Origin of the sequence: Streptococcus oralis, assembly GCF_023109155.1 — a bacterium.
In the GTDB taxonomy this organism is placed as follows: domain Bacteria; phylum Bacillota; class Bacilli; order Lactobacillales; family Streptococcaceae; genus Streptococcus; species Streptococcus oralis_BZ.
This window is the reverse complement of sequence record NZ_JALDUA010000002.1, coordinates 210,028-232,069: the sequence shown is the minus strand read 5'-3', so window position 1 is coordinate 232,069 and position 22,042 is coordinate 210,028. Positions and strand designations below refer to the sequence as shown.

26 protein-coding genes are annotated in these 22,042 nt (G+C 38.9%); 18 read left to right on the top strand and 8 right to left on the bottom strand.

Annotated elements, in window-relative coordinates:
- Nucleotides 1-124 precede the first annotated feature (124 nt).
- The 18 genes from M1F63_RS05150 to M1F63_RS05065 all read left to right on the top strand — a co-directional run bounded on the left by M1F63_RS05150 (nt 125) and on the right by M1F63_RS05065 (nt 16,686).
- Entirely contained in the window at nt 125-961 is an 837-nt protein-coding gene (locus M1F63_RS05150; protein WP_247940892.1) for an AraC family transcriptional regulator, read from the top strand.
- A 182-nt stretch (nt 962-1,143) separates the two neighbouring features.
- Complete coding sequence (locus M1F63_RS05145; protein ID WP_247940891.1) at nt 1,144-2,058, top strand: cysteine peptidase family C39 domain-containing protein; 915 nt, start codon at nt 1,144-1,146, stop codon at nt 2,056-2,058.
- Nucleotides 2,059-2,183: 125 nt separating this feature from the next.
- Nucleotides 2,184-2,726, top strand: a complete 543-nt coding sequence (locus M1F63_RS05140) for a ClbS/DfsB family four-helix bundle protein (protein WP_247940890.1) — start codon at nt 2,184-2,186, stop codon at nt 2,724-2,726.
- 245 nt (nt 2,727-2,971) lie between these two features.
- Nucleotides 2,972-3,475, top strand: coding sequence for a hypothetical protein (locus M1F63_RS05135; RefSeq protein WP_247940889.1), 504 nt, complete (start codon nt 2,972-2,974; stop codon nt 3,473-3,475).
- A gap of 86 nt (nt 3,476-3,561) precedes the next feature.
- On the top strand, nt 3,562-3,978 hold the full coding sequence (locus tag M1F63_RS05130; protein WP_206283674.1) for an immunity 70 family protein: 417 nt from the start codon (nt 3,562-3,564) through the stop codon (nt 3,976-3,978).
- A 66-nt stretch (nt 3,979-4,044) separates the two neighbouring features.
- Complete coding sequence (pynA, locus tag M1F63_RS05125) at nt 4,045-4,737, top strand: pyrimidine 5'-nucleotidase PynA (RefSeq protein ID WP_247940888.1); 693 nt, start codon at nt 4,045-4,047, stop codon at nt 4,735-4,737.
- Nucleotides 4,738-4,760: 23 nt separating this feature from the next.
- Entirely contained in the window at nt 4,761-5,054 is a 294-nt protein-coding gene (locus M1F63_RS05120) for a hypothetical protein (RefSeq protein ID WP_247940887.1), read from the top strand.
- A gap of 122 nt (nt 5,055-5,176) precedes the next feature.
- On the top strand, nt 5,177-5,932 hold the full coding sequence (locus tag M1F63_RS05115) for a DUF4336 domain-containing protein (RefSeq protein WP_049490597.1): 756 nt from the start codon (nt 5,177-5,179) through the stop codon (nt 5,930-5,932).
- Nucleotides 5,933-5,943: 11 nt separating this feature from the next.
- On the top strand, nt 5,944-6,597 hold the full coding sequence (locus tag M1F63_RS05110; RefSeq protein WP_001164851.1) for a uracil-DNA glycosylase: 654 nt from the start codon (nt 5,944-5,946) through the stop codon (nt 6,595-6,597).
- Between the two features lie 9 nt (nt 6,598-6,606).
- Nucleotides 6,607-7,071 (top strand): NUDIX hydrolase, encoded by a 465-nt coding sequence (locus tag M1F63_RS05105; protein WP_001135777.1) that lies wholly within the window; start codon nt 6,607-6,609, stop codon nt 7,069-7,071.
- Nucleotides 7,072-7,083: 12 nt separating this feature from the next.
- The gene (locus M1F63_RS05100) at nt 7,084-8,352 is read left to right on the top strand and encodes a dihydroorotase (RefSeq protein WP_247940886.1); all 1,269 of its coding nucleotides are present in this window, start codon (nt 7,084-7,086) and stop codon (nt 8,350-8,352) included.
- A gap of 41 nt (nt 8,353-8,393) precedes the next feature.
- On the top strand, nt 8,394-9,734 hold the full coding sequence (locus M1F63_RS05095) for an MATE family efflux transporter (RefSeq protein ID WP_247940885.1): 1,341 nt from the start codon (nt 8,394-8,396) through the stop codon (nt 9,732-9,734).
- Between the two features lie 178 nt (nt 9,735-9,912).
- Complete coding sequence (locus tag M1F63_RS05090) at nt 9,913-10,881, top strand: thiamine pyrophosphate-dependent dehydrogenase E1 component subunit alpha (RefSeq protein WP_000105349.1); 969 nt, start codon at nt 9,913-9,915, stop codon at nt 10,879-10,881.
- Nucleotides 10,882-10,896: 15 nt separating this feature from the next.
- On the top strand, nt 10,897-11,889 hold the full coding sequence (locus M1F63_RS05085) for an alpha-ketoacid dehydrogenase subunit beta (RefSeq protein ID WP_000448714.1): 993 nt from the start codon (nt 10,897-10,899) through the stop codon (nt 11,887-11,889).
- Nucleotides 11,890-12,102: 213 nt separating this feature from the next.
- Nucleotides 12,103-13,146, top strand: a complete 1,044-nt coding sequence (locus tag M1F63_RS05080; RefSeq protein WP_084878282.1) for a dihydrolipoamide acetyltransferase — start codon at nt 12,103-12,105, stop codon at nt 13,144-13,146.
- Nucleotides 13,147-13,187: 41 nt separating this feature from the next.
- Complete coding sequence (gene lpdA, locus M1F63_RS05075; RefSeq protein ID WP_247940884.1) at nt 13,188-14,891, top strand: dihydrolipoyl dehydrogenase; 1,704 nt, start codon at nt 13,188-13,190, stop codon at nt 14,889-14,891.
- Nucleotides 14,892-14,949: 58 nt separating this feature from the next.
- Entirely contained in the window at nt 14,950-15,939 is a 990-nt protein-coding gene (gene lplA, locus M1F63_RS05070) for a lipoate--protein ligase (RefSeq protein ID WP_033685027.1), read from the top strand.
- Nucleotides 15,940-16,044: 105 nt separating this feature from the next.
- The gene (locus M1F63_RS05065; protein ID WP_247940883.1) at nt 16,045-16,686 is read left to right on the top strand and encodes a hypothetical protein; all 642 of its coding nucleotides are present in this window, start codon (nt 16,045-16,047) and stop codon (nt 16,684-16,686) included.
- A gap of 80 nt (nt 16,687-16,766) precedes the next feature.
- On the opposite strand, the gene xerS is transcribed toward M1F63_RS05065, so the two are convergent.
- The 8 genes from xerS to M1F63_RS05025 all read right to left on the bottom strand — a co-directional run bounded on the left by xerS (nt 16,767) and on the right by M1F63_RS05025 (nt 21,987).
- The gene (gene xerS, locus M1F63_RS05060; protein ID WP_139689945.1) at nt 16,767-17,837 is read right to left on the bottom strand and encodes a tyrosine recombinase XerS; all 1,071 of its coding nucleotides are present in this window, start codon (nt 17,835-17,837) and stop codon (nt 16,767-16,769) included.
- A 121-nt stretch (nt 17,838-17,958) separates the two neighbouring features.
- Nucleotides 17,959-18,249, bottom strand: coding sequence for a hypothetical protein (locus M1F63_RS05055; protein ID WP_247940882.1), 291 nt, complete (start codon nt 18,247-18,249; stop codon nt 17,959-17,961).
- Entirely contained in the window at nt 18,230-18,622 is a 393-nt protein-coding gene (locus M1F63_RS05050) for a coiled-coil domain-containing protein (RefSeq protein WP_247940881.1), read from the bottom strand. Before M1F63_RS05050 ends, M1F63_RS05055 begins: the two co-directional genes overlap by 20 nt.
- Nucleotides 18,604-19,884 carry a hypothetical protein gene (locus M1F63_RS05045; RefSeq protein WP_247940880.1) on the bottom strand — a complete coding sequence of 427 codons (1,281 nt, stop codon included), beginning with the start codon at nt 19,882-19,884 and terminating at the stop codon, nt 18,604-18,606. The genes M1F63_RS05050 and M1F63_RS05045 overlap by 19 nt, the downstream gene beginning before the upstream one ends.
- Nucleotides 19,884-20,306, bottom strand: coding sequence for a hypothetical protein (locus tag M1F63_RS05040; RefSeq protein WP_247920693.1), 423 nt, complete (start codon nt 20,304-20,306; stop codon nt 19,884-19,886). Before M1F63_RS05040 ends, M1F63_RS05045 begins: the two co-directional genes overlap by 1 nt.
- Before the next feature lie 183 nt (nt 20,307-20,489).
- Nucleotides 20,490-20,912: a hypothetical protein gene (locus M1F63_RS05035; RefSeq protein ID WP_247920692.1), complete on the bottom strand. Its 423-nt coding sequence runs from the start codon at nt 20,910-20,912 to the stop codon at nt 20,490-20,492.
- 99 nt (nt 20,913-21,011) lie between these two features.
- Nucleotides 21,012-21,455, bottom strand: a complete 444-nt coding sequence (locus M1F63_RS05030; RefSeq protein ID WP_247920691.1) for a hypothetical protein — start codon at nt 21,453-21,455, stop codon at nt 21,012-21,014.
- A gap of 100 nt (nt 21,456-21,555) precedes the next feature.
- A complete protein-coding gene (locus M1F63_RS05025; RefSeq protein WP_247920690.1) occupies nt 21,556-21,987 on the bottom strand; it encodes a hypothetical protein in 432 nt (143 codons plus the stop codon).
- Nucleotides 21,988-22,042 lie beyond the last annotated feature (55 nt).

Here is a 22,042-nt window from a genome sequence, read left to right as displayed (position 1 = left end):
TGAACATGGCCTAGAAGCTGTGTGAAAAGACAAAATTTTCTCGGAGCAGGAGCCCCTCCGTCAATTTTCCAATTTCCACTTTGCTTTTAACGGCCTTAGTATTTTTTGCGAGGTGAAAAAGAATATGATGCATCAATTCAATCGAACCATGGAATATCTGGAAAGTAAGCTGGACGCAGAAGTGGATTTGCAGAAATTTCAGCAGCTATCGGTCTATTCTTATGCTCTCTTTAGCAGGCTCTTTTCTATTCTAGCAGATATGACTTTAGCAGAATACTTGCGCAATCGCAGGCTGTCAGAAGCTGTGATAGACTTGCGGGAAGGCTCTGAGAAAGTCATTGACATAGCACTCAAATACGGCTATGAGTCTGCTGACGCCTTCAGCGCAGCATTCAAGAAATTCCATAGGGCAACTCCCTCAGAAGTTCGAAATGGAAAACCTTATCGGGTTTTTCCTAGACTTCAATTATCCTTAAAAATCACAGGAGGAAAGAACATGGATATCAAGATTCAAAAGAAGCCTGCATTTACCGTTGCAGGTATCCTATTGGAAGCTATTGACAATAGCAAATGCCCGTCTGCTTGGGAGAATCTCTATAACAATTACAGCTTGGAAAGCCTAGAGAGTCTAGGTAGTGGCCAATCCTTCGGCATCTGTTCGGATGTCAAAGAAGGTGAAATCATCAACTATATGGCTGCTTATGATGTGACGGATAAAGCGAAAGCAGAAGAACTAGGTCTGTCCATCAAAGATGTCCCAGCCGCTGAATATGCTATCGTACCAGTCAAAGGTCCTATACCAGCTAGCATTCACCATGCTTGGAAATATGTCTTGGAGGTCTTTTTCCCTGAAACAGGCTATCGCCACTCAGGAGCACCAGACTTTGAAGTCTATACTGAAGGAGACATGTCGTCACCTGACTATCAAATGGAACTCTGGATACCAGTGATTAAGTACTAGATCATTTTCTGACATTTTATAAAGATGCAAACCTAACTCTGTAGAAAGAATCTCTACAGAGTTTTTAATTGTTGACATTCATGTCTGTAAACAAACAAACCATATTTTTTGCTTGAATTTTATGGGGCATGTAAATAGTTTTCTCGGTATAATAGTCCCATAGAAGATAAGGAGGCAGGAATATGCAGATGTATTTTGGAGATGTATCACTTTGCTATAGTTATTCATTGGCAATGGCACTGGATGCCTATGGTTATGACTTTAAAGCAGAGTTTTTAGAGGCAATCATGGTAATGGGCAATGGCGCTAGTATCGTAAAGGAAGATGAACAACACCCTCTAGTATTTTTTGATAATGGAATGCCAGATCTTTCCATCTCTCATTCCTTAAAAATACTAGGGTTTGACTATGAAAACTTCTATCTAAAGGATGGAGCGGAAGTAGATTTGGAAGAGATTAGAAGAAAGTTGGAAACCTTTCTGTCCAATGGACCTGTCGTACTGGGGCCTCTTGATATGGGGCATCTGACCTACAATCCCAATCATACAATCCTTTATGGTGTGGATCACTTCATAACCGTGTATGACATTGATGATCGGTATCTCTATTTGCACGATCCAGCTGGTTTTGCCTGTATGAAGGTTGCTTTTAATGATATATTAGAAGCCTGGAAGGCAGAGACTATTGCCTATAAGCGTGGATCTTACTCCATGTGGGGAAATTTTAAGAAGGTCAAGAGTCCGAGTCAGACTGAAATCTATCAGGAAACAGCAAGGATTATGAAGAATCGATATTTGAATGACCAAAACGGTGTTTTGGAATGCTATGCAAAAGCAGTTGCTGAAAACGGCTTAAATACAGAACAAAAACAATTGCATCAGTATTTCAGCTTCAAACTTGCGGCTGTTCGAAATCTCTATCTCAGTAAGTTCTTAAAAGTTCATGATTCAGAAGGGGCAAGATTAAAAGAGGAATTGGCTACTCTATTTGGCCAAGCCCACCTTTCGTGTTTAAAAGAAGACTACCAAGAACTATCCCACTTGCTCTGTCAGATAGCAGAAGTAGATGGTCTCTTTAAAGATTTATATATAAAGTAGTGACTATAAGCATAAAAAATAGTTAGTAGAAGCAGTTTTTCTTAAAATGAAGAACTGCTTTTTGATTATGGTATAATGAAGTAAGAAAACACCTTAAACTACTAGAAAATGAAGGGAGAAATCCTGTGACTAGACCAAAAACTAAAGAGGAGCTAGTGTTAGCCTCTAAGGAAAACTATGAAAAACTTAATCTCTTAATTTCTCAGTTAAGTGAAGAGGAGCTACAGACTCCTTTTGATTTTTCAAAAGACCAAAAGAAAAAAGAAGCTCACTGGAAAAGAGATAAAAATCTGCGGGATGTCCTGATCCATCTCTATGAATGGCATCAGTTACTTTTGACCTGGGTACATTCCAATCAAAAGGGTCATGAAAGACCTTTTCTCCCCGAACCTTATAATTGGAAAACTTATGGGGAAATGAATGTCGCTATTTGGAAGAAGCACCAGAAAACGTCTTTAGAAGAAGCGACCAAACTACTAGAGCAATCGCATGAAGAGGTTTTAGAGTTGATGGAAGGCTTCAGCAATGACCAACTCTTTACCAAAGGTATTTATAAGTGGACAGGAGGGACAAGTCTAGGTTCCTACTTTGTGAGTGCCACTTCCAGTCACTATGATTGGGCTCTGAAAAAACTCAAAGCTCATCAGAAAAATTGTAAGAATAACTAGTTGAAGTGCTTTAGTTCTCGTGATTTTTAAGCTCTTCTAGCTTTAGAATGCTTCAAAAATTAAAATTTAAGGCTATCATAGACTTAGAATAGTACGAAAACATTTAGTTTATAGTAATTCTAAGTTTAGAATTGCATATATATTAAAGCGATCGAGTTGTTCGACGCTTAGAATAGCTTGATTCTGAGAAATGTTGACTAGAAAATGATTCGAATAGCTTTTTTCTGATATAGGATGATAGATAGATGGGTGAGATGATGAGCATACAAAAAGAGAAAGTTAGAAAAGAGTTGGTGTCCCTCTGCTTGGGAGAGCTTGCAGCCGTTCTATCCTTTTGGTTGTGTTTTTTCCTTTTGAAAAATAGGCTTGGTGATTGGAATGGTTTGCTCTCTATTCTTTATCCTTTGTCTTTACTGACATTTATATTGCTTCAAGGCTCGACCTATTGGGCAATTTTGATTAGAAGGCTGTCGAAACCTCAGTTCGGAAGTGGAACTGTTACCAAACTATATGGTTGTTTCAGAATACTAGACCTTGTTTTACTTATTTCAGGCTTTCCTTTTATTGTCTGGTACACACAGAGTGTTCGAGTGGCTATTATAGCCACACTAATACAGCTTTTTGCCCTTATTGAATGGGTTAATTATTTCCTCGTACGCCTATCTTATAGCTTGAATCCACTTGTTTTATGGAAACGAATTGTTAAGGGAAAACTTGAAAAAAGCAGAATAGCCAATGAGTTGGGGTAGGGGTGAATGAATGTATGTTTTAGATACTATCAATATAAAACTTTAGTTGACGTTAAATAATATTAAAAATGAATAGGAGAATATCCATGTCTGTAGGGTTAATGGTTGGTTATAATTGGTGGACTATAGGAGAAGGGAGTCTTTTTAATTCATTCTTTTCGACTATTTATGTTCGCTTAGAGAATAATAAGTGGGGAAGTAGATACCCAGTAATAATGAATAAGCTTTACTGGGGAGATGTTCCTTTTGAATCTGTTGAAAAAGGAATAGAGGAGTTGTTATCTATCCAAGAAGAGTTGAAAAAATTTCTCCCTCAGGATGTTATATGGGATTTTGAAGATTTGTCACTCACTCCTCCTTGGGGAAATAATATCGCAGAGCATATAACAAATTTATCGCATTATTTCATAACGAGTTCCGGAAAAGATTTAATAGAAGTTTTGCTGACTAGTTTTAGATTTGCACTTGAGCACGGTCAAAATGTGAGTGTAAAAAGTATTTGAAACTCAATAAATCAAAGATTCATTTATGCTATAATATTCTTAATGAATTTTCAGAAAGGAAACTCAATGCCCTACAAATTTCTACTCTTCGACCTTGACCACACTTTGCTTGATTTTGATGCTGCTGAGGATGTGGCTTTGACGCAACTTCTAAAGGAAGAAGGAGTTGCGGATATTCAAGTCTATAAAGAATACTACGTTCCTATGAACAAGGCTCTCTGGAAGGACTTGGATCAAAAGAAAATCAGTAAACAAGAACTGGTTAACACGCGCTTTTCTCGTTTATTTGCTCATTTTGGACAGGAAAAAGACGGTAGGTTACTTGCCCAGCGTTACCAATTTTATCTCGCTCAGCAGGGACAAACTCTTTCGGGAGCTCATGAACTCTTGGACAGTCTCATCGAGCGTGATTATGATTTGTATGCTGCGACAAATGGCATTACTGCCATTCAGACGGGGCGTTTGGCTCAATCTGGTCTGGCTCCCTATTTCAACCAAGTTTTTATCTCCGAGCAGTTGCAAACGCAAAAACCTGATGCACTATTCTATGAAAAAATCGGTCAGCAAATTGTAGGATTTAGCAAAGAAAAGACGCTGATGATTGGAGATTCCTTAACGGCTGATATTCAAGGTGGTAATAATGCTGACATTGACACCATCTGGTACAACCCTCATCACCTCGAAAATCACACACAAGCCCAGCCGACTTATGAAGTTCATTCTTACCAAGACTTGCTGGATTGTTTAGATGCTTTGTAGTGATTTTCCTAAGAGGTGTTGATATGGAAATTAAAGTCATTGAAGAGATTGATAACTTACTAAATCTCATCGAGCAGTATCAGTTAAAAGGTGTGGTTGCTCAAGTAAATTCGTTAAAAGAGTTAAAGTATATCATAAGCAATCATATAGAGTTAAGTACTCGAGAGAAGATGAATATCCACTATTCACTTTTTCTCCCTAGGGGTGGCTTATCTGAACTCTACTATATGGACGCTAATTTTGAACGGATGAAGTCTGTAAATAATCAACTTTCCTATGCTATTGATACAATCGAAAAGTTTTTAATGGCTGATTGATACTGTGAATACTAATGTCAAATAATAGGGTCAATAACAGTATATATAAGAACTGTAAAAAGTGGTTTAGATAGCCACTTTTTGCTATAATAGAAGCAGTAAAAACGAAGGAATAGTAAACGATGGCAAGACCAGAACTTTCTCTTTATGAACCATTGTATACACTAAAGGAAGTTGATCAAAATATCTGGATAGCAGATGGTGACTTGATACAAATGGATATGAAGGTCTTCAAACTACCTTTTCAGACACGTATGACAGTGATAAAGTTAAACGATGGAAAACTCTGGATTCATTCTCCTATTGCGCCAAATGAGGAGCTCTTTACTGAACTGGATACTTTGGGCAGAGTCGCTTACCTGATTTCACCAAATAAGATTCACTACGCCTATATTGCAGATTGGAAAAAAAGATATCCTTATGCACAAGCATGGTCTAGTCCAGGAGTTGAAGAGAGAGTGAAAAGTCAGAATGTCAAGGTAGAATTTGATTCTCCCTTAGCAGATGAGTCTCCTGACTTATGGTCTGATGAGATTGATCAACTTATTTTTAAGGGAAGTTCTGTGATTGAAGAAGTGGTGTTTTTTCATAAATCGACTAAAACACTCATTGTAACGGACCTTATAGAGAATTTTGAACCGGAAAAGATAGCTAGTCCAATCCGAAGAATAATCTATCGTTTAGCCCGTGTAACAGCTCCTGATGGACAAACTCCTATCGATTATCGTATGACTTTTTTTAGGAGACAAATAGATGCAAAGGTTTCCTTTTACCGCATGTTAAACTGGAAACCTGATAAGATTATACTTGCACACGGTCTATGCTTTTTTGAGAATGGTATAGATGAATTAAAACGTGCTTTTAGATGGATACGGTAAAGGAGAAAAAGATGCAACACTCATCATGGCATGCTTTGATTAAGGAGCAATTACCTGAAGGTTATTTCGGGAAAATCAATCAATTTATGGAACAGGTCTATGCTCAGGGAACTGTCTATCCACCTAAGGAAAAAGTTTTTCAAGCTCTCTTGACTACTCATCTGGAAGAGGTTAAGGTGGTGATTCTAGGGCAAGACCCCTATCACGGGCCAGGTCAAGCGCAGGGTTTGAGTTTTTCTGTACCCGATGCTATCCCAGCTCCGCCGTCCTTGCAAAATATCTTGAAAGAATTGTCGGATGACATCGGAGCTAAGAAATCCCATGATTTGACAGCTTGGGCTGAGCAAGGAGTCTTGCTTCTCAATGCTTGCTTGACGGTTCCTGCTGGGCAAGCCAATGGTCATTCTGGGCTAATATGGGAGCCCTTTACTGATGCTGTGATTCAGGTGGTCAATAATCTAGACAGACCTGTAGTCTTTGTGCTCTGGGGCGCTTATGCACGTAAGAAGAAGGTCTTGGTTACCAATCCTCACCACTTGATTATCGAATCAGCCCATCCTAGTCCGTTATCGGTTTATAGAGGATTTTGGGGTTCCAAGCCTTTTTCCAAGGCCAATGCATTCTTAAAAGAGACAGGACAAGAGCCAATCGATTGGCTTAGATAAGGAGAAAATATGCCTCAGTTAGCGACTATTTGCTACATTGATAACGGAAAAGAACTGCTCATGCTCCATCGCAATAAGAAGCCCAACGATGTCCATGAAGGCAAATGGATTGGTGTGGGTGGAAAGCTAGAGCGAGGTGAGACTCCACAGGAATGTGCAGCGCGTGAAATCCTCGAAGAAACAGGGCTCAAAGCCAAGCCGGTTCTAAAAGGTGTTATCACTTTTCCAGAATTCACACCAGATTTAGACTGGTACACCTATGTTTTTAAGGTGACGGAGTTTGAGGGTAACTTGATTGACTGCAATGAGGGGACGCTGGAATGGGTTCCCTATGATGAAGTTTTGAGCAAGCCAACTTGGGAGGGTGATCACACTTTTGTTGAGTGGCTTTTAGAAGATAAAACCTTCTTTTCAGCCAAGTTTGTTTATGATGGGGATAAATTATTGGATACCCAAGTTGATTTCTATGAATAAAGGAGAAAGCAGATGCTACTTATCAAAAATGGTCGTGTAATGGATCCCAAGTCTGGTTTGGATCAAGTGTGTGATGTTTTGGTCCAAGATGGAAAAATTGTCAACATTGCCCCTGAAATCAAGGAAGAAGGAGCAGAGGTGCTTGATGCTACTGGTCTTGTAGTTGCGCCTGGACTAGTTGATATTCATGTTCATTTCCGTGAACCTGGTCAAACCCACAAGGAAGACATCCATACTGGTGCACTGGCAGCTGCTGCAGGTGGTTTTACAACGGTTGTCATGATGGCTAATACTAGTCCAACCATTTCGGATGTAGAGACTCTTCAAGAAGTTCTCCAGTCAGCTGCCAAGGAAAAGATTAATGTCAAGACAGTTGCGACCATTACTAAGAACTTTAATGGCCAAGACTTGACAGACTTTAAGGCACTCTTAGAAGCAGGTGCCGTTGGTTTTTCTGATGACGGTATTCCACTTGAAAGTAGTAAAGTTGTCAAAGAAGCCATGGAAGAAGCCAAAAAACTCAATACCTTTATCAGCCTTCATGAGGAAGATCCAGGTTTGAATGGGATTCTTGGATTTAACGAAAACATCGCTAAGGAACATTTTCATATCTGTGGAGCGACTGGGGTGGCTGAGTACGCTATGATTGCGCGTGATGTTATGATTGCCTATGCAACAAAGGCCCATGTTCACATCCAGCATTTGTCTAAGGAAGAAAGTGTCAAGGTAGTGGAATTCGCTCAAGGTTTGGGAGCGCAAGTCACAGCAGAAGTAGCGCCACAGCATTTCTCTAAGACGGAAGCTCTCCTTTTAACTCAAGGAAGCAATGCCAAAATGAATCCTCCACTTCGTTTGGAGTCAGACCGTCGTGCCGTTATCGAAGGTCTCAAGTCAGGTGTTATCACAGTTATCGCAACGGACCACGCTCCTCACCATGCAGATGAGAAAAATGTAGAAGATATCACCAAAGCACCATCTGGTATGACCGGTTTGGAAACCTCTCTTTCTCTTGGTTTAACTTATTTGGTGGAAGCTGGTGAGTTGAGCTTGATGGAATTGCTAGAAAAAATGACTGTTAATCCAGCCAAGCTTTACAACTTTGAAGCAGGTTATTTGGCTGAGAATGGTCCAGCGGACATCACTATCTTTGATGCCAAGGCTGATCGTACTGTTGGTCCAAACTTTGCTTCAAAAGCAGCTAATTCTCCATTTATCGGTGAAACTTTAAAAGGGCAGGTTAAATATACCATCTGCAAGGGACAAATCGTCTACAAAAAATAGATGGGATTCTGCTCTATAAAATATAAGAATAGAGAGCGTATATGTATCCAACCCATCAATTTAAAGATAAGTTTGTCTTATTTCTTAAGATATTTTTTCCTATCCTAATTTATCAATTTGCCAATTATTCTGCCTCTTTTGTTGATACAACTATGACTGGGCAGTACAATACCATGGACTTGGCAGGAGTATCAACTGCAACGAGTCTATGGAATCCTTTCTTTACTTTTTTAACAGGGATTGTTTCGGCCATGGTTCCCATCATAGGCCATCATCTGGGACGGGGCAAAAAGGAAGAAGTGGCATCTGACTTTTATCAATTCGTCTACTTAGCTTTCGGACTGTCTTTGGTCTTGCTTGGCATGGTAGTATTCTTAGCACCGCCTGTCTTAAATCATATCGGACTAGAAGCTCAAGTAGCGGCAGTTGCAGTTTCTTATCTTTGGTACCTTTCTATCGGGATTATTCCCTTGTTGCTTTTTAGTGTCATTCGGTCTTTGTTAGATTCTCTTGGATTGACTAAGCTATCTATGTATCTCATGCTTTTGTTACTTCCGCTCAATAGTGGTTTTAACTATCTCTTGATATATGGAGCATTCGGTTTTCCTGAGCTTGGTGGTGCAGGAGCAGGGCTAGGAACTTCGCTAGCCTATTGGGTTTTATTGGGCATTTCCCTGCTTGTTTTGTTCAAACAAGAAAAGTTAAAAGCGCTACATCTTGAAAAACGGATTCCACTCAATATAGATAAAATCAAGGAAGGTGTTCGGTTAGGTCTACCAATCGGGGGAACCGTCTTTGCTGAAGTAGCTATCTTTTCTGTGGTTGGCTTGATCATGGCTAAGTTTTCATCGCTCATCATCGCCAGTCACCAGTCAGCTATGAATTTTTCGAGTCTCATGTATGCTTTTCCTATGAGTATTTCCTCTGCTATGGCGATTGTTGTGTCTTACGAGGTTGGGGCTAAACGTTTTGAGGATGCAAAAACCTATGCTCGTCTGGGAAGAGAAACCGCCCTTATTTTTGCAGGTCTTACCCTGTCCTTTCTCTACATTTTTAGAGATCGTGTAGCAAGTCTATATGGAAATGACCCTCACTTCATTGAAACAACTGCTGTATTTCTAACCTACAGTCTCTTTTTCCAGTTAGCTGATACCTTTGCGGCTCCGCTCCAAGGAATTTTAAGAGGGTATAAGGACACTATCGTTCCTTTCTATCTTGGCTTAATCGGATATTGGGGAGTAGCGATACCACTAGGATATCTACTAGATCAAGTAACTGACTTAGGGGCATTTGCCTACTGGATTGGGTTAATTGCCAGCTTGATTGTTTCTGGTTGTTTGTATCAATGGCGTCTGAAAACCGTAATGAAAAGATTGAGCTAATTTTTGGAAAATATCCTGAAAAAGCACTTTGTGAAAAAATACTCTAACTAGAGAGAATCCCTGTTTTAACAGGGGTTTATTTTTTTATATTGTGAATTTTTATTAGCCATATACTTTGACAGCGTATACTAAAAAAGGTAAAATAGTAAGGTAAGTACAAAGTTAGAAAGGCAAGATTATGTCAACTTTAGATAAAAATCTTTTGCTAGAGATGTTCCGTAAGATGGAAGAAATCCGTCGCATGGACTTAAAAATCGCTCAGTTAGTGAAAAAGGGAAAAGTTCCCGGTATGACTCACTTTTCTGTCGGAGAGGAAGCTGCTAACGTCGGAGCGATGCTGGCTCTTAATCCAGATGATCTGATTACCTCAAATCACCGTGGACACGGGCAAGCTATTGCTAAGGGGATTGACCTCAACGGAATGATGGCTGAAATCCTCGGGAAATACACTGGAACCTGTAAAGGAAAAGGTGGTTCTATGCACATCGCTGACCTGGATGCTGGGAACCTCGGTGCCAATGGTATCGTTGGTGGTGGTATGGGAATCGCTGTCGGTGCAGCCCTCAGTCAACAAATGCAACATACTGGTAAAATCGTTGTCTGCTTCTTTGGAGATGGCGCGACCAACGAAGGTGTTTTCCACGAAGCAGTGAACATGGCTTCTATTTGGAAACTTCCTGTTATTTTCTACTGCATTAACAACGGTTATGGGATTTCTGCGGATATCAAGAAAATGACCAATGTGGAGCATATCCATCAACGTAGTGCGGCATATGGAATTCCTGGAATGTTTATCGAAGATGGAAACAATGTCATCGATGTTTATGAAGGATTTAAGAAAGCAGTAGATCATGTTCGTGGTGGCAATGGCCCAGTCTTGATCGAAAGTGTAACCTATCGCTGGCTTGGCCACTCATCATCTGACCCTGGTAAATATCGTACCCGTGAAGAAGTGGAATTGTGGAAACAAAAAGACCCAATCGAAAACCTTCGCAAATACCTCATTGAAAACAATATTGCAAGTGCAGAAGAATTGGAAGAAATTCAAGCACAAGTCAAGGAAGCAGTAGAAGCTTCTGTTAAATTTGCAGAAGAAAGCCCATTCCCACCACTAGAATCAGCATTTGAAGATATTTACGCAGACTAAGGAGAAAGAGATAAAATGGAAACAAAAACAATGTCGTTCCGTGACACCATTATCCTTGCTATGTCTGAGGAAATGCGTCGTGATGAAAATGTATTCTTGATGGGAGAAGACGTCGGTGTCTTCGGAGGAGACTTCGGTACTTCTGTTGGAATGCTCGAAGAATTTGGTCCAGAACGTGTTCGTGACTGTCCGATTTCTGAAGCTGCCATCTCCGGAGCAGCAGCAGGAGCAGCCATGACAGGACTTCGTCCAATCGTTGATATGACCTTTATGGATTTCTCTGTTATTGCCATGGACAATATCGTCAACCAAGCTGCTAAAACACGCTATATGTTCGGTGGGAAAGGTCAGGTTCCAATGACTGTCCGATGTGCAGCTGGTAACGGAGTTGGTTCTGCAGCTCAGCACTCTCAGTCTCTAGAGTCTTGGTTTACACACATCCCAGGTCTTAAGGTTGTAGCTCCAGGTACACCTGCTGACATGAAAGGACTTCTCAAGTCTTCTATCCGTGATAACAACCCTGTTATCATCCTTGAATACAAGTCAGAATTTAACCAAAAAGGGGAAGTGCCAGTTGATCCAGACTACACAATTCCACTTGGAGTTGGGGAAATCAAACGTGAAGGTACAGATGTAACAGTCGTTACTTATGGAAAAATGCTTCGCCGTGTGGTTCAAGCTGCCGAAGAATTGGCAGAAGAAGGAATTTCAGTTGAAATTGTGGATCCACGTACCCTTGTACCGCTTGATAAGGATATCATCATTAACTCAGTGAAGAAGACTGGTAAGGTGGTGCTTGTCAACGATGCTCACAAAACAAGTGGCTATATCGGAGAGATTTCAGCTATTATTTCAGAATCAGAAGCATTTGATTATCTAGACGCACCAATCCGCCGTTGCGCCGGAGAAGATGTGCCAATGCCTTACGCACAAAATCTAGAAAATGCAATGATTCCAACAGTTGAAAGCATCAAAGATGCAATCCGTAAGACTTATAACAAAGAGTGATATCACATAAATTAAATTACGTAAATTTTTAGAGATTTTAATTTTAGTAACTTGAGACACGTTTCGTGTACAAGTTACTTGTAGAGTCGAACACGGGCTAAAGTCTGCGTGAAAAAGATAAACTTTCCTAGAAACTAAAGTTTCTTCGTCAAGTTTCCTATTTTCACTTTGACTTTTTACGCCCTTTGTATCATAATTAGAATTGGAGAGGTCATGGCTGATGACAAGCTAAGAGCGACTCCTGCGGCTAGAAAGTTAGCGGATGATCTAGGGATCAACCTCTACGACGTTTCTGGCTCAGGTGCAAACGGTCGTGTCCACAAAGATGACGTGGAAACTTATAAAGACACAAATGTGGTTCGCATTTCGCCACTTGCAAAACGAATTGCCCTCGAACATAACATTGCTTGGCAGGAAATCCAAGGAACAGGTCATCGTGGTAAAATCATGAAGAAGGATGTTTTAGCCTTGCTTCCTGAAAATATCGAAAACGATACTATCAAGTCTCCTGCTCAAATCGAAAAAGTGGAAGAAGTTCCAGACACTATCACTCCTTATGGTGAGATTGAGCGTATTCCAATGACACCAATGCGTAAGGTTATCGCACAACGTATGGTTGAATCTTACCTAACTGCGCCAACTTTCACACTCAACTATGATGTCGATATGTCAGAAATGTTGGCCCTTCGTAAGAAGGTTCTTGATCCGATTATGGAAGCGACTGGTAAGAAGACTACTGTAACAGACCTTCTTTCACTCGCTGTTGTGAAAACATTGATGAAACACCCATACATCAACGCTTCATTGACCGAAGACGGCAAGACCATTATCACTCATAACTATGTCAACCTTGCGATGGCGGTTGGGATGGATAACGGATTGATGACACCTGTTGTCTATAATGCTGAAAAAATGAGTTTGTCAGAGTTGGTTGTTGCCTTTAAGGATGTAATTGGTCGTACCTTGGATGGTAAATTGGCTCCAAGCGAACTGCAAAATTCAACCTTCACAATTAGTAACTTGGGAATGTTTGGCGTTCAGTCCTTTGGTCCGATTATTAACCAACCAAACTCAGCTATCCTCGGGGTTAGCTCAACAGTTGAAAAACCTGTAGTTGTCAATGGTGAGATTGTTATCCGACCAATCATGAGCCTTGGTTTAACTATTGACCACCGTGTTGTAGATGGTATGGCTGGTGCTAAGTTTATGAAAGACTTGAAAGCCTTAATTGAGAACCCAATCTCAATGTTGGTTTAAGTCAGCTATTGTTATTTTAGAGATTTAGAAGGAAGTAAGACATGGCCTTAGAAGTAATTATGCCAAAAGCCGGCGTGGATATGACAGAAGGACAAATTGTCCAATGGAATAAAAAAGTCGGTGAATTTGTAAAAGAAGGAGAAATCCTTTTGGAAATCATGACTGACAAAGTCAGCATGGAATTGGAAGCCGAAGAAGATGGATACTTGATTGCCATCCTCAAAGGAGATGGTGAAACTGTCCCTGTAACGGAAGTTATCGGTTACCTAGGGGAAGAAGGGGAAAATATCCCAACAACTGGAGCGGCTGCGCCAGAATCAAAACCTGCACCTGCAGCTAGTGCTTCAAACGACGACGGCAAGAGCGATGATGCCTTTGATATCGTTGTGATTGGTGGGGGTCCTGCTGGATATGTAGCGGCCATTAAAGCCGCCCAACTCGGTGGGAAGGTTGCCCTTGTTGAGAAATCTGAACTCGGTGGAACCTGCTTGAACCGCGGCTGTATCCCAACTAAGACATACCTTCACAATGCTGAAATCATCGAAAACATCGGTCATGCAGCAAATCGTGGTATCGTCATTGAAAATCCAAACTTCACTGTAGATATGGATAAACTTTTGGAAACTAAATCTAAAGTTGTCAATACTTTGGTAGGTGGTGTTGCAGGTCTCCTGCGTAGTTACGGAGTTACTGTTCATAAGGGTGTTGGTACTATCACTAAAGATAAGAATGTCTTGGTAAATGGTTCTGAATTGCTTGAAACCAAGAAAATTATCCTTGCTGGTGGTTCAAAAGTCAGCAAGATTAACGTCCCTGGTATGGAATCATCACTAGTCATGACAAGTGATGATATCCTTGAAATGAACGAAGTACCAGAAAGCCTTGTCATCATCGGTGGTGGTGTTGTCGGTATCGAACTTGGACAAGCCTTCATGACGTTCGGTTCAAAAGTTACTGTTATCGAAATGATGGATCGTATTGTTCCAGCTATGGATGCGGAAGTTTCTAAGAATCTTCGTTTGATCCTTGAGCGCAAAGGTATGACCATCTTAACCGACACTAAACTCCAAGAAATCATCGAGGAAAATGGTCAACTTCGTATTAAAGTTGAAGGAAAAGACGATATCATTGCAAGCAAAGCGCTCCTTTCAATCGGTCGTGTGCCAGACCTTGAAGGAATTGGCGATGTTGAGTTTGAATTGGATCGTGGTCGTATCAAGGTCAACGAATACATGGAAACTTCTGTTTCAGGAATTTACGCACCAGGTGACATCAATGGTACGAAGATGTTGGCTCACGCAGCCTTCCGTATGGGTGAAGTTGCCGCTGAAAATGCCCTTAAAGGAAATCATGCTGTTGCCAAACTTAACTTGACTCCTGCAGCCATCTACACTCTTCCTGAAGTAGCAGCAGTAGGTCTAACTGAAGAACAAGCTCGTGAGAAATACGATGTCGCTATCGGTAAATTCAACTTTGCGGCTAACGGACGTGCCATTGCTTCTGATGCGGCTCAAGGTTTCGTAAAAGTTATCGCTGATAAGAAATACGGAGAAATCCTTGGTGTCCATATCATCGGTCCTGCAGCTGCAGAATTGATCAACGAAGCGTCAAGCATTATCGAAATGGAAATTACTGTCGAAGAAATGCTGAAGACTATCCACGGACACCCAACATACTCTGAAGTTATGTACGAAGCATTTGCAGATGTTCTAGGAATGGCCATCCATTCACCTAAGAAAAAATAAAACGAAGATAGACTAGACTGGAAGATTATTTCCAGTCTCTATCGTATAAAGGGATATCATGAAATATATTATCAATCATTCAAACGACACTGCTTTTAATATCGCCTTGGAAGAATATGCCTTTAAACACTTACTAGATGAGGATCAAATCTTCCTTCTTTGGATTAACAAACCTTCTATCATTGTTGGTCGTCACCAGAACACTATCGAAGAAATTAACCGTGATTATGTTCGAGAAAATGGTATTGAGGTAGTCCGTCGTATCAGTGGTGGTGGAGCTGTTTATCACGATTTAAACAACCTCAACTACACCATCATTTCAAAAGAAGATGAAAACAAGGCCTTTGACTTCAAGAGCTTCTCAACTCCAGTTATCAATACCTTGGCTCAACTAGGTGTTAAAGCTGAGTTCACAGGCCGTAATGACCTTGAGATTGATGGCAAGAAATTCTGTGGAAATGCCCAAGCCTATATCAATGGCCGTATCATGCACCATGGTTGCTTGCTCTTTGACGTTGATTTGTCAGTCCTTGCTAACGCCCTCAAGGTTTCAAAAGATAAATTTGAATCAAAAGGTGTGAAATCTGTCCGTGCCCGTGTAACCAATATTGTCAATGAATTGCCAGAAAAAATTACAGTTGAAGAATTCCGTGATTTGCTTTTGGAATACATGAAAAAAGAGTACCCAGAGATGACCGAATACGTTTTTTCTGAGGAAGAATTGGCCGAAATCAATCGTATCAAGGATACCAAGTTCGGTACTTGGGACTGGAACTACGGTAAATCACCTGAATTTAACGTCCGTCGTGGAACAAAATTCACTAGTGGTAAGGTTGAAGTTTTTGCCAATGTTCTCGAATCAAAAATCCAAGACATCAAGATTTATGGTGACTTCTTTGGTATCGAAGACGTTGCAGCTGTAGAAGATGTCCTTCGTGGCGTGAAATATGAACGCGAAGATGTTCTTAAAGCTCTAGAAACTATTGACATCACACGCTATTTTGCTGGTATCAGCCGTGAAGAAATTGCTGAAGCGGTAGTGGGGTAAGGAAAAAGAATCCATTTATGATGGATTCTTTTATTAGGGTTAAACTTAATAATCATGCTGATTAGATTATAATAGAGATGAAAAATGAAAAGGAGTTATTCATTAATGTTAGAAATTCCAGTAGAAAGCCTTAATCTATTTGAACAGTTAGACCGCAATGTTGTTGCTTTCTATAGAAATGAAGAAATTTATCAAACTGAAAGTTTAAATATAAGCATCACACAAGAACATTATGATATGAAATACAAAGAGCTTCAGCCTTTAGGATACCAGGCTGTTCAAATACCTTTAGGAATAGCTTTAGATAATGTAATCCAGCAAGCATATTTACAAAATCTTATAATTGGCGGTCTACTGCCCGATGAAATCAAAGTAAGCAAAGAGGACTTAATGCCTTTGAAAGATATTGTTGATAGTTTTTGTATTATGTATGCTGCAGCAAATAACCGACTGGAAAATAGTAAGGCTTATGAATTTATGAAAAATAAGACAGTGTTCTTTATTGGTAAACTGTTAACTGACGATCTTAAAAATGGTGACGAAATTTCGTATATGGGAATCGAAAGAGAATCATCTGATGGAACTTCTTATGAAGCAGTAAAATGTTTTCTAACTAAAGAGAGTGCTGAGCAGTACAATGATTCAAAAAAACCTGTAAGCTCAGCAAATCTAGCCTATCTGCAAGCCTTTTGGGGTAAACCAGTAATTATAGAGCCTCACCGTAATTACTGGATTGAGTTTAAATAACAAAAAAACGAAAGATCAATTCCTTTTATCTTTCGTTTTTTTAACGATAGTTGATTTACATAATTTATAATATGTAACACTTATAAACTATCCAAAGCATTCTTTTGTTCATCATTGACGATATGGGTATAGAGATCAGTGACTTGTGTGCTGGCATGTCCTAATTGGTGACTGACTAAAACTTGAGATTTAGTTGCATCATAGAGCCTAGTTGCTAAGGTATGGCGTAGTTTATGGGGTGTTACACGAACTTTGAAGTCCTCAGAGTACTTTGCGACCATTTTTTCAACACTGGAAGCATCAATCCGATTAGGAACACCTCGGTAGAGTGTCAGAAAGAGCGCTGTATCTGTCTTTTCCGTCTTATAGCGTTGATTCCGAATGGCGAGATAATTTTCTAGATAAGACTTAGCAAAGGCAGCGACATTAACTGAGTCACGTTTACCCCCTTTTCGAGTGACATCGATAACCATCATTTTGAGATTGAGGTCCCTTAGATCGAGATTAACAGCTTCTGACAAGCGGACACCAGACGCCAATAGAAGGGCAATAATGGCTAAATCACGTTCTTTATTTTTATTGAATGACGAGAGCGCGCGATTTGAGAGTTGTTGAGGGTACTCTTGGTCGATATAAGTTAGAAAACCCTCTGTTTCATCACCTAAAAAGAGTTTTTGCTTGATGTTCTCAGCTCTAGCAGCAAGTGTTTCTTTCTTTTTCTTGGTTGAAACTTTCTTCATTACATTGCGATAGAAATAGGGTTCTCCTTGATCATTTTCAACTTCCTCGGTTAGATATTTGTAAAGACTGGAAAGTGCTGATAAAGTTCGATTGATGGTTGTCTGTGAAACGCCTTGTTTGGTTGTATTGGCATTCAGCAAAGGTCGTTCTCGTAGGTATAGGATAAAGGATTCCATGTCTTTTTTAGACATATTTTCCAGGACTGATAAAGGAATGTCAGACATTTTATCAGCATCTGAAATACCAGACTCCAAAACCCAGCTGAAAAATCGATCGTATTCCTTGAGGTATTCGTACAAGGTTGTAAAACTGTAGGGCACAGCAAGCTTAGATTGGTAGTATTCCAGAACATACCAGGGCATGATTTGTTTTAGTTTGTCGATTCGTTCTAGTAAAATCTCACGTTTCATGATTGTCTCCCTAAATTAGTCTACTAGTAGTATAGCATAGACTTATATATTTTTCAAGAAAATTATAGTTTTTCGGAAAGATAATATAAGAAACTTTTAGTTTTCATTCTGAACCATTTTATTAAATTTCATCATACTTGAGTAACATATTAGGAATCTTTTCTTCAAGACTCTTGCGAACTTTTCCTCGTATTGCAGTGTCCATTTGGCTGTTTATGCTTGTGATAGTTGATTTAGTTTCTGTAGCAATTTTCTTAGCTGCTTTATTAAAGTTTTCCTTTAATTTATTTTTGGCTGTTATTGCTAACTTTGCTTCCGCAATGATTCGGTTTCGTTCCATCATTCGATACATTTGTTTCAGTGCATATTGATATTCTTCATCTGTGTAGTATTCATTCATTGGTGCTTGCATAATCTCTCCTTAGTTTGTGAAATTCTTCATCTAATTCATTTCTTTTTTTGCGAAACTCGTTTTCGTTTTTTTCTCTCTCATCTTCGAGTTTAATTCTATGTTCTCGGTATACTTGTTCTGAAAAGTGTCTCAGATTTTCTATTTCTGTAAAGTAGTCTCTAACATCATCAGCAGTTGATGAAAATTTTCTCAAGGCTTGATACATTTTATCAACTTCATCAGACATCATTTTTTCTAAATTTGCATTTCGTTCGTTTAAATCGAGTGCTTTATTATCGAGTTCTTTCTTTTGTTGATAATATTGTTCTTCTAGATTAAACAGTTCTCTCTCTTTCTTTCTAATTTCCTCCCATTTTACATCTTTTCTTTCCATTGTCTGAACTCCTTGGCAAATTGTGTGTCTGTTGCTACTGTTTTTTCGATAACTTCCTGTAATTGTTTATCCAAATTTTCAAATGATTGGGCGGAAGCATTCATCTTAGTGGCTGTTTGATTTGTCTCTGCCTGAAACGTATCGATAAACTGTGCTTGAGTAATACCTTGACTAGCAAAAATGGCATCAACCTCATAGGGAGCTAATGCTGTGTAGCTCGTAAAGTCGATTTTTGACCAAATTTCTTGTAATTCCTGATTGGCTTTTTGGGCTAGGGCGCTCACTTCATCAGCTCCAGTTCTTGCTGCTGTAGCCATAGATGATGATAGGATAGAACCTTGAGCTGCATCTAAGTATATTTCCTCAGAGCTACTAATGCCACCTGATGACCATTTTGATTTCAAGTCCTTGTAATGAGTCATTCCTCGGAGACTGTTGGCATAGGCTCGATAAACGCCACTGATTAAGGGTTTCCCTCCTTTGCCATCTACAAGTTGACCAGTTACAGGATCAAACTCCCACTCTTCAATTTTATGGCTCGAACCATCAATCCAATGAATCGTGCTAGGCATAGAATTTGTAATATCAATCGAACTATTATACCATTCTGGGTGGTTGAAATCATTCCCAATTACTACATCATCATTTTTTCTACGGTAATCTATAAACATAGAAGGGTTGCTTTCAATAAATGCTTTTTCTTCCAGTGTGAGTGCACCGTATTTAAACCAAGCATTAAAGGTGGTTGTAGGAATGTGGTATTTAGCTCCTACCTTTAGCATGTAGGAACCTTGTGAATAACCTGATAGTTGACTGACTTCATATCTAGGATCGTCCATAATCTCTTTTACGAATTGATCAGCAACCTTATATTGCGGAGATAAATAAGTTTGTCTAGCAACTATAGCACTATAGAAATCGCGTGAACCAAACATAGTTTTATTCACCGGACTATCAGGATCCGTTCCTGCAGCAATCACAGCTACATTTTTATAATCTGGTTTGCCGTTAACAATAGGTGCAACTGCCAGTCCATCAAATCCTGTTTCAATGTCAGACTTAGTGGCAACAACACGGAATTCTTGACCATCTGAAGTGGTTATAGTGTTGGTTTCTTCAAAATCAGATGAAGAAGGATTCGGATTAGGAGCTTCTGTAACCAAAGGTTTATTATTTCTCTCAGCGTATTCAGAATTGACACTGTATACATTCTTCCCGTGGTTTAATTCATTAAGTTGTTTATCAGTATAATTAAATACCATTACTGCTCCCCTCTTTCTTTGTTAGAGTATGTAACCCTAACTGTATTAGTTGTTATTCCTTTTCTTAGGTTAAGAAAATCTCGCTGTCCATAAGTCATACGACCATTATAATTTTCTTTATCATCTAAGTTATGTGGAATTCCATAGAATATTTTTTCTCCATCTTCAAACAAAATATCAACCTTACAAGACCAGTCGCCAGGAGGGTTCGTATATGTTGGATTGGTAATTTCGATTTCTTCTATCCCTTGATAAGAATTCTTCAAGGCATTTACCAAACTAACTTCATATTCTCTATTTCGACGCTCTTCTTGGGATTTCCCTAACATGCTAAACATAAATATACCTCCTGCTGTGATAATTGCGAGTGACAAAACGATTAGTAATCTTTTGTGATTTTTTTTAGTGCTGGAATTGTTCATTTAAGCTTTTCTCCTTTTCTCTATTCTACTATAATTTAAAGATAAATAACAGTAGAATTCGGTGAGACTTAGTCGCCACGACACGGAATTCTTGACCATCTGAGGTAGTTATGGTGTTGGTTTTTTTCTAAATCATCAGGAGATATACTTTCAATGAGATTTGATCTGTATAGGAAAATGTCATCATTGTTCTCCCGTGCTATTATCTGAATATGTAACAATTACTTTTAAGTCGGTCACTCCTTTGTAATTGTTAAGGAATTGCCTTTTCTCATTGGTCAATGATCCTTGATAATTCTTTTTATCATGGAGTCCATGGCCTATCCTATACTTAGTTTTTCTTTCATCATTAAATTTGATTTCTACATCACAAGACCAGTCACCAGGAGGGTTCGTATATGTTGGATTGGAAATTTTGATTTCTTCTATCCCTTCATATGAATTCTTTAAGGCATTTACCAAACTGACTTCATACTCTCTATTTCGACGTTCTTCTTGGGATTTTCCTAACAACCTAAACATAAAAACACCTCCTGCTGCGATAGTTGCGAGTAGTAAAACTATGAATAATGGTTTATAGCTTTTTCTTAATCTATCTTTACTCATTATCATTTCCTCTTTATCTCAGCATATTCATCATTGACACTGTATACATTTTTCCCTTGATTTAATTCATTAAGTTGTTGATCTGTATAAGTGAAACCACTACTGTACTCCTTTTTCTTTATCCGAATAATATATAGTAACTAAAGATGTTGTTTTCCCTTTATGAGAATTCAATATTTCCCACTGGTCGTTTATTTCTTTATTTGTTTTTCCATTAACAAAACCATTATAATTTTCAACGTCATTTAAAGAGTGGCCTACACGGTATTCTATTTTTACTTTATCTGAAAATAGAATATTTACATCACAAGACCAGTCGCCCGGAGGGGTTGTATATTCTGGATTAGAAATTTTGATCTCTTCTATCCCTTCATAGGAATTCTTTAAGGCGTTTACTAAACTAACTTCATACTCTCTATTTCGACGCTCTTCATGGGATTTTCCTAACATACTAAACATAAAAACACCTCCTGCTGCGATAGTTGCGAGTAGTAAAACTATGAATAATGGTTTATAGCTTTTTCTTAATCTATCTTTACTCATTATCATTTCCTCTTTATCTCAGCATATTCAGCATTGACACTGTATACATTCTTCCCATGCTTTAATTCATTGAGTTGTTTATCAGTATAAATGTATACCATTAATATTCTCCTTCTGAACCATCTGAATAAATAATTTTTGTGAGTTTACTAGTCTTACCCAAGTGACTATTTAAAAATTCTCGGTCCTCTTTTCTATTCTCTCTTTCTAAGGATACATCAGAAATACGTTTATCATTTTTTGAATAATTAATTTTATATTTTATGCTTCTCTCATTAAAAAATAGTTCAACTACGCAAGTCCAGCTTCCTGGCGGATTTGTGTAGTTTGCATTAGAAAATCTAATTTCTTCAACACCCTCATAACTATCTTTTAAAGTTTCAACCAAACTAACTTCATACTCTCTATTTCGACGTTCTTCTTGAGACTTCCCTAACATACTAAACATAAAAACACCTCCTGCTGTGATAATTGCGATTGACAAAACGATTAGTAACTTTTTATAACTTTTTTTAATGCTGGAATTGTTCATTTAAGATTTCCTCCTTTCTCTTGTTATACTATAAGATTAGTCTATTTTACACTAT

Bases quoted from the DNA above. Each gene is read 5' to 3' on its own strand.
- M1F63_RS05090 (WP_000105349.1), top strand. From the start codon at position 9,913: ATGTCAACTTTAGATAAAAATCTTTTGCTAGAGATGTTCCGTAAGATG.
- M1F63_RS05055 (WP_247940882.1), bottom strand. From the start codon at position 18,249: ATGCAAGCACCAATGAATGAATACTACACAGATGAAGAATATCAATAT.
- M1F63_RS05120 (WP_247940887.1), top strand. From the start codon at position 4,761: ATGGAAATTAAAGTCATTGAAGAGATTGATAACTTACTAAATCTCATC.
- M1F63_RS05110 (WP_001164851.1), top strand. From the start codon at position 5,944: ATGCAACACTCATCATGGCATGCTTTGATTAAGGAGCAATTACCTGAA.
- M1F63_RS05135 (WP_247940889.1), top strand. From the start codon at position 2,972: ATGGGTGAGATGATGAGCATACAAAAAGAGAAAGTTAGAAAAGAGTTG.
- M1F63_RS05145 (WP_247940891.1), top strand. From the start codon at position 1,144: ATGCAGATGTATTTTGGAGATGTATCACTTTGCTATAGTTATTCATTG.
- M1F63_RS05115 (WP_049490597.1), top strand. From the start codon at position 5,177: ATGGCAAGACCAGAACTTTCTCTTTATGAACCATTGTATACACTAAAG.
- M1F63_RS05045 (WP_247940880.1), bottom strand. From the start codon at position 19,884: ATGGTATTTAATTATACTGATAAACAACTTAATGAATTAAACCACGGG.
- M1F63_RS05130 (WP_206283674.1), top strand. From the start codon at position 3,562: ATGTCTGTAGGGTTAATGGTTGGTTATAATTGGTGGACTATAGGAGAA.
- M1F63_RS05085 (WP_000448714.1), top strand. From the start codon at position 10,897: ATGGAAACAAAAACAATGTCGTTCCGTGACACCATTATCCTTGCTATG.
- M1F63_RS05025 (WP_247920690.1), bottom strand. From the start codon at position 21,987: ATGAACAATTCCAGCATTAAAAAAAGTTATAAAAAGTTACTAATCGTT.
- M1F63_RS05080 (WP_084878282.1), top strand. From the start codon at position 12,103: ATGGCTGATGACAAGCTAAGAGCGACTCCTGCGGCTAGAAAGTTAGCG.
- M1F63_RS05100 (WP_247940886.1), top strand. From the start codon at position 7,084: ATGCTACTTATCAAAAATGGTCGTGTAATGGATCCCAAGTCTGGTTTG.
- M1F63_RS05095 (WP_247940885.1), top strand. From the start codon at position 8,394: ATGTATCCAACCCATCAATTTAAAGATAAGTTTGTCTTATTTCTTAAG.
- xerS (WP_139689945.1), bottom strand. From the start codon at position 17,837: ATGAAACGTGAGATTTTACTAGAACGAATCGACAAACTAAAACAAATC.
- M1F63_RS05030 (WP_247920691.1), bottom strand. From the start codon at position 21,455: ATGAGTAAAGATAGATTAAGAAAAAGCTATAAACCATTATTCATAGTT.
- lpdA (WP_247940884.1), top strand. From the start codon at position 13,188: ATGGCCTTAGAAGTAATTATGCCAAAAGCCGGCGTGGATATGACAGAA.
- pynA (WP_247940888.1), top strand. From the start codon at position 4,045: ATGCCCTACAAATTTCTACTCTTCGACCTTGACCACACTTTGCTTGAT.
- M1F63_RS05105 (WP_001135777.1), top strand. From the start codon at position 6,607: ATGCCTCAGTTAGCGACTATTTGCTACATTGATAACGGAAAAGAACTG.
- M1F63_RS05065 (WP_247940883.1), top strand. From the start codon at position 16,045: ATGTTAGAAATTCCAGTAGAAAGCCTTAATCTATTTGAACAGTTAGAC.
- M1F63_RS05035 (WP_247920692.1), bottom strand. From the start codon at position 20,912: ATGAGTAAAGATAGATTAAGAAAAAGCTATAAACCATTATTCATAGTT.
- M1F63_RS05040 (WP_247920693.1), bottom strand. From the start codon at position 20,306: ATGAACAATTCCAGCACTAAAAAAAATCACAAAAGATTACTAATCGTT.
- lplA (WP_033685027.1), top strand. From the start codon at position 14,950: ATGAAATATATTATCAATCATTCAAACGACACTGCTTTTAATATCGCC.
- M1F63_RS05050 (WP_247940881.1), bottom strand. From the start codon at position 18,622: ATGGAAAGAAAAGATGTAAAATGGGAGGAAATTAGAAAGAAAGAGAGA.
- M1F63_RS05150 (WP_247940892.1), top strand. From the start codon at position 125: ATGATGCATCAATTCAATCGAACCATGGAATATCTGGAAAGTAAGCTG.